This is a genomic window from Streptomyces triticisoli (assembly GCF_003270085.1).
GTDB classification, from domain to species: Bacteria; Actinomycetota; Actinomycetes; order Streptomycetales; family Streptomycetaceae; genus Streptomyces; species Streptomyces triticisoli.
Genome location: NZ_QFDQ01000207.1, coordinates 1 through 6,428, shown reverse-complemented (window position 1 = coordinate 6,428; position 6,428 = coordinate 1). Strand labels below are relative to the sequence as shown.

Here is a 6,428-nt window from a genome sequence, read left to right as displayed (position 1 = left end):
GAGATCCACCGGTGCATCGCCGGCGCCCCGCTACCGGTTCCCGACAGCCTCGCGGCTTGACAAACCATAGGGGCATCGGCGCCCGGGTGGAGCGCTCGATGGACGTCGCGCTGGCGGCCGGGGCGCGGATGCTGTGGCGGGACACCCTGGTGCTGGGGCGCTCCGGCGAGCGGGGCGGCAGCGTGCGGGCGGCCACCCGTGCCACGTACGAGGGGCACGAGCTGCTGGTCGAGGACCTGGACCTGACGGAGCCGGATCTGCGGGAACTCCCCGGCATCCTGGGGCCCCACCGCGTCATCGGTTCGGTCACCGCCCTCGGCTCCCGTCCCCAGGGCCCACCCCACCCATACCGCACGGAGCTGGCCGGGCCGGGGGCCCAGGTGCGGCTGCTGGACACGGTGGCACCGGCGGTCGAGGCAGAACTGGCCGCGGTCTGGCAGAGCTGGCAGCACCGCTGACACCGGCTCCGTGCGTCAACGCCCCAGCCGGTCTTCGCGGTCCCGCCGATCCCGTCGGCGCGATGCGGCGCGTCCGGAACGGCGGGTGGGCCGGGGCCCGCTCCTCAGATGCCGCCGGAGAAGGTGTCGCACCGGGCCGGGGAACCCGTGGTGTACCCGGTGGTGAACCAGTGCACCCGCTGCTGGGAGCTGCCGTGGGTCCAGCCTTCCGGGTCGACACGGCCCTGGACGCGCTCCTGGATGCGGTCGTCGCCGACGGCCGCCGCGGCGTCGAGGGCTTCGCGGATGTCGTCGTCGGTGAACGGCTTCTCGTAGAAGCCGGTGGTGACGGCGTTCTTGGCCCAGACTCCGGCGTAACAGTCGGCCTGCAGCTCCAGACGGACCGACGCGCTCTCCGCCCCCGTGCGGTCCCGGCCGACACTGTTCATGGTGCCCAGCAGGTTCTGCACGTGGTGGCCGTACTCGTGGGCGATGACGTACGCCTGCGCGAACGGACCGCCCTTGGCGTCGAACTTCTCCTCGAGCTCCTGGAAGAACCCGAGGTCGAGGTAGACCCCGTGGTCGGCCGGGCAGTAGAACGGGCCCACGGCGGAGCTCGCCCGGCCGCACCCCGTGCTCACACCGCCGGAGAACAGCACCGTCCGTGCCTTGCTGTACGGCTGCTGGGCGTGCTCGGGCAGGGCGCCCCGCCAGTAGCGCTGGATGCTGTTGACCACCCCGACCACGCGGCACTTCTCGGACTGGTCGGCATCGCTGCCCTTCCGGCACTGGGCGCTCAGGTCGGACCCCTGCCGCGGTGCGGTGGAGTTCGAGTCGGTGCCGCTGAGGAGGCCGGCGGGGTCGACGCCCAGGAGCAGCGCGACGATCACGGCGACGATGCCGATGGCACCGCCGCCGATGGCGAGCCCACCTCCCGGAAAGCCGCTGCCGCGGTCCTCGACCTGGGAGGCATCAAGATCCACATCGTCGCGGAAGTCCATCGTTCCTTCGTCTCCTGGGCGTTGGTGATCGCTCCATTGTGCACGGAGGACTCGGGGTGGTACCGGCCGGTCATCCGCGGTGGTGACCCCCGCGCCCGTGACGACCGCCCACGTCGCCGACTTGCGGAACCCCGCCCCCGCGTTAGCGTCGAAACCGGTGGACGCCCCGAAGAAGGAGCAGGCACATGAGCCTGAAACGGTGGTTCGGCGCGTGGCCGGTGTACCGGCAGATCACGGGAGCGGACCGGCTGGGGCGGGGCAAGGCGGCCGAGTCCCGGCGTTCGGCGGGGCTCGCGCCCCGCACGGACACCGCGGACCGCGTGGTGGCCTCCGTCTGTCCGTACTGCGCGGTGGGCTGCTCGCAGCGCGTCCATGTGAAGGACGGGCGGGTCATCCAGATCGAGGGCAACCCGGACAGCCCGATCTCGCGGGGCCGCCTGTGCCCCAAGGGCTCGGCCAGCAAGCAGCTCGTCACCGGCCCCCAGCGTGAGCGGAAAGTGCTGTACCGGCGGCCGTACGGCACGGCCTGGCAGGAACTGGATCTCGACACGGCCATGGACATGGTGACCGACCGGGTGTTGGACGCACGCCGGAGGGGCTGGCAGGACACCGACCCGGCCGGCCGCACGCTCCGCCGCACCATGGGCTTCGCCGGCCTGGGTGGCGCCACGCTCGACAACGAGGAGAACTACCTGATCAAGAAGCTGTTCACCGCCCTCGGTGCGCTGCAGATCGAGAACCAGGCGCGTATTTGACACTCCGCCACCGTTCCCGGTCTGGGAACCTCGTTCGGACGCGGCGGCGCGACCGACTACCAGCAGGACCTGGCCAACGCCGACTGCATCGTCATCATGGGCTCGAACATGGCCGAGGCCCATCCGGTCGGGTTCCAGTGGGTGATGGAGGCCAAGGCGCGCGGTGCCAGGGTCATCCACATCGACCCGCGGTTCACCCGCACCAGCGCGCTGGCCGACCAGCACGTCCCCCTGCGCACGGGCACCGACATCGCCTTCCTCGGCGGTGTGATCAACTACATCCTGTCCCACGGGCTGGAGTTCCGGGAGTACGTACGGGCGTACACCAACGCCCCGTTCCTGCTGAGCGAGCACTACCGGGACACCGAGGACCTGGACGGCCTGTTCAGCGGGTACGACCCGGCCACCGCCTCCTACGACGCCTCCAGCTGGGCGTACGAGAGCATCGACGGGGAGGAACGCGGCGGCACCCGGCACAAGGAGCAGTCCGCGCCCTACCAGTACGGCGCCGGCGGCCCGTCCCTCGAAGGCGGCGCGGGCCACATCGCGAGCGATCCGACGCTGGAGCATCCCCGCTGTGTGTTCCAGGTGCTCAAGCGGCACTTCTCCCGCTACACGCCCGAGACGGTGGAGCGGATCTGCGGTGTGCCCCGGGAGCGGTTCCTCCAGGTGTGCCGGGCCTGGACCGAGAACTCCGGCCGGGAGCGCACCGCGGCGCTGGTGTACAGCGTGGGCTGGACCCAGCACTCCGTCGGAGCCCAGTACATCCGGGCCGGGTCGATCATCCAGCTCCTGCTGGGCAACATCGGCCGGCCGGGCGGCGGGGTCTTCGCGCTGCGCGGGCACGCCAGCATCCAGGGGTCCACGGACATCCCGACCCTGTTCAACCTGCTGCCCGGCTATCTGCCGATGCCGGACACCACGCACGAGAACCTGGCCGCCTACCTGGACTCCGTCCGCCGCCCCGGCCAGAAGGGGTTCTGGGGCAACGCGGACGCCTACACGGTCTCGCTGCTGAAGGAGTACTGGGGCGAGGCGGCGACGGCGCAGAACGACTACTGCTTCGACTACCTGCCGCGGATCGACGGCGACCACGGCACCTACCGCACCACCATGGACATGATCGACGGGAAGGTCTTCGGTTACTTCCTGCTCGGCCAGAACCCGGCGGTGGGCTCGGCCCACGGCCGTCTGCAGCGGCTGGCCCTGGCCAACCTCGACTGGCTGGTCGTCCGCGACCTCACCATGATCGAGAGCGCCACGTTCTGGAAGGACGCTCCCGAGATCGAGACCGGCGAGATCGTGCCCGAGCGCTGCCGTACGGAGGTCTTCTTCTTCCCCGCCGCCTCGCACGTGGAGAAGTCCGGCACCTTCACCCAGACCCAGCGGATGCTGCAGTGGCGGGACCAGGCCGTCGAGCCGAGCGGCGACCAGCGTTCGGAGCTGTGGTTCTTCCACCACCTCGGCAAGCGCCTCAAGGAGAGGCTGGCCGGCTCGACCGACGAGCGCGACCGCCCCGTCCTCGACCTGGCCTGGGACTACCGGACCGAGGGCGACGAGCCGTCCGCGGCCGACGTGCTGCGCCACATCAACGGCATCGACCTGCGCAGCGGACGCACGGTCGACAGCTACGTCGACCTGAGGGCCGACGGCACCACCGCCTGCGGCTGCTGGATCTACAGCGGGGTCTACGCCGACGAGGTCAACCAGGCCCGGCGCCGCAAGCCCCGGTTCGAGCAGGGGCCGTACGAGGCGGAATGGGGCTGGACCTGGCCGCTGAACCGGCGCGTGCTCTACAACCGCGCCTCGGCCGACCCCGAGGGGCGGCCCTGGAGCGAGCGCAAGGCCCTGGTGTGGTGGGACGAGGAGCGCGGTGAGTGGACCGGGCACGACATCCCGGACTTCGAGAGGACCAAGCCGCCCGGCCACCGGCCTCCCGAGGGGGCTTCAGGGCCCCAGGCCCTCGCCGGTGACGACGCGTTCATCATGATGGCGGACGGCAAGGCGTGGCTGTTCGCCCCGGCAGGGCTGGTGGACGGCCCGCTGCCCACCCACTACGAGCCGCACGAGTCACCGATGCGCAACCTGCTCTACGGCCAGCAGGGCAACCCGGTGCGCAAGGTGTACGGGCGCCCCGACAACCCGTCCAACCCCGCCCCGCCCGAGGCGCACAGCGAGGTGTTCCCCTTCGTGTTCACCACGGCGCGGCTCACCGAGCACCACACCGCGGGCGGCATGAGCCGGCAGCTGCCGTACCTGGCGGAGCTGCAGCCGGAGCTGTTCGTGGAGGTGTCGCCCGAACTGGCGAGGGAGCGCGGCCTGCGCCATCTGGACTGGGCCCATGTGGTCACGAGCCGGACCGCGGTGGACGCCCGGGTCGTGGTCACCGACCGGCTGGCGCCCCTGCGGGTCGAGGACCGGGTCGTGCACCAGGTCTGGATGCCGTACCACTGGGGGTCGGTGGGACTCACCCGCGGCGACGTCGTCAACGACCTGCTCGGCGTGGTGGTCGACCCCAATGTGTTCATCCAGGAAAGCAAGGTGGCGACCTGCGACGTCCGCCCCGGTCGCCGGCCGAGGGGGCCGGCCCTGCTGGAGTACGTGCAGGACTACCGCCGCCGGGCCGGGATCACCACGGCGACCGGCACCCGCCTCATGACGGCGGGCGACGAGTACAAGCCGGCCCACACCGAAACGGACGGTCCGGAGGGATCCTCATGACGGACGGGAACAGCCTGTACGGGCCCCTCGCCGACCCCGCCGCGGACGCAGGCCACACCGACCCGCCGCCCCGGGTGGGCTTCTTCACCGACACCTCCGTGTGCATCGGCTGCAAGGCGTGCGAGGTGGCGTGCAAGGAGTGGAACGACGTTCCCGAGGACGGCCTCGACCTGCTCGGCATGTCGTTCGACAACACCGGCATGCTCGGCGCGAGTTCCTGGCGGCACGTCGCCTTCGTCGAACAGCAGCGCCCACTGGGACTGCAGGACGCGGGACTGTCCGGCCTGCCCACCGGCCCCTCCGGCACCGAGGCCACGGCCGGGGTGGTGGCCGACGCCCTGCGCGAGGCCGAGCGGGGCGGCGGCGAGCTGGGCACCGGTCCGGTCGATCTCGGCTTCCCCTCCTTCGGCCTGCCCGGCGCCGGCTCCGGCGCCGAGACCCGTACCGAGTTCCGCTGGCTGATGTCCTCCGACGTGTGCAAGCACTGCACCCATGCGGGTTGTCTCGACGTCTGCCCCACCGGGGCGCTCTTCCGCACCGAGTTCGGCTCGGTCGTGGTGCAGCCCGACATCTGCAACGGCTGCGGCTACTGCGTCTCCGGCTGCCCCTACGGGGTCATCGACCGGCGGCCCGACGACGGACGGGCCTGGAAGTGCACCCTGTGCTACGACCGGCTGCGCGGGGGTCTGGAACCCGCCTGCGCCCAGGCCTGCCCCACGGACTCCATCCAGTTCGGCCCGCTGGAGGAGCTGCGGGAGCGGGCCGACCGGCGGCTGGAGGAACTGCACGGGGCCGGCGTGGGCGAGGCACGGCTGTACGGCCGCGACCCCGACGACGGTGTGGGCGGCGACGGCGCCTTCTTCCTGCTGCTGGACGACCCGGAGGTGTACGGGCTGCCACCGGACCCGATCGTGCCCACGCGTGATCTGCCGTCCATGTGGAAGCACGCCGCGGTGGCCGCCTCGGCCCTGCTGGCCGCATCCGCCGCCGTCTTCTGGAAGGGAGGCCGTCGATGAGTGAGGGCGAGGGGATCCTGCGCGAACCGCGCAGCGACGCCGAGGCCGGCGACGTCCACGCGCGCACGTTCGGCTCGGGCGAGAAGGCACGCGGCGAGCGGTCCGCCGAGCCGCGCCCCGAGTTCCGCTCCTACTACGGCCGGCCGGTGCTGAAGCCGCCTGTATGGGACTGGAAGGTCCCGGCCTACCTGTTCACCGGCGGGCTGTCGGCCGGCTCCGCCCTGCTCGCCGCCGGCGCCGACCTCACGGGGCGTCCCGCCCTGCGCCGGGCGGGACGCCTGGGCGGCTTCGGCGCACTCCTGGCCAGCACCGGTCTGCTGATCGCGGACCTCGGCCGGCCCGAGCGGTTCCACCACATGCTGCGGGTCGCCAAGCCCAGCTCGCCGATGTCCGTCGGTACCTGGATCCTCGTGGCCTACGGGCCCGGCAGCGGGCTGGCCGCCGCGGCCGAGCTGCTGCCCGCCCCGGTGCGCGCGGGCCTGCCCGGGCGGCTGCTGT

4 protein-coding genes and 1 pseudogene are annotated in these 6,428 nt (G+C 72.0%); 4 read left to right on the top strand and 1 reads right to left on the bottom strand.

All coding sequences use genetic code 11. The annotated features are described in order from the left end of the window. Positions 1-77: 77 nt before the first annotated feature. Positions 78-458: pseudogene (locus DEP02_RS25960) on the top strand (urease accessory protein UreD); the annotation flags it as partial. A 104-nt stretch (positions 459-562) separates the two neighbouring features. On the opposite strand, the gene ypfJ reads toward DEP02_RS25960, so the two are convergent. Continuing rightward, positions 563-1,438 carry a KPN_02809 family neutral zinc metallopeptidase gene (ypfJ, locus tag DEP02_RS25955; RefSeq protein ID WP_112470113.1) on the bottom strand — a complete coding sequence of 292 codons (876 nt, stop codon included), beginning with the start codon at positions 1,436-1,438 and terminating at the stop codon, positions 563-565. A gap of 185 nt (positions 1,439-1,623) precedes the next feature. Here ypfJ and fdh point away from each other — a divergent pair, with 185 nt between their 5' ends. The 3 genes from fdh to nrfD form a co-directional block, all read left to right on the top strand. After that, a complete protein-coding gene (gene fdh / locus DEP02_RS25950) occupies positions 1,624-4,914 on the top strand; it encodes a formate dehydrogenase (RefSeq protein WP_112470112.1) in 3,291 nt (1,096 codons plus the stop codon). Further along, positions 4,911-5,930: a 4Fe-4S dicluster domain-containing protein gene (locus DEP02_RS25945; RefSeq protein WP_112470111.1), complete on the top strand. Its 1,020-nt coding sequence runs from the start codon at positions 4,911-4,913 to the stop codon at positions 5,928-5,930. Before fdh ends, DEP02_RS25945 begins: the two co-directional genes overlap by 4 nt. Further along, positions 5,927-6,428, top strand: a 502-nt coding sequence (gene nrfD / locus DEP02_RS25940; protein WP_198668592.1) for an NrfD/PsrC family molybdoenzyme membrane anchor subunit, incomplete at its 3' end; no start/stop codon positions are given. The genes DEP02_RS25945 and nrfD, both read left to right, overlap by 4 nt.

Excerpts from the sequence above, each read along its gene's own strand:
- ypfJ (WP_112470113.1), bottom strand. The coding sequence starts at position 1,438 with ATGGACTTCCGCGACGATGTGGATCTTGATGCCTCCCAGGTCGAGGAC.
- DEP02_RS25945 (WP_112470111.1), top strand. The coding sequence starts at position 4,911 with ATGACGGACGGGAACAGCCTGTACGGGCCCCTCGCCGACCCCGCCGCG.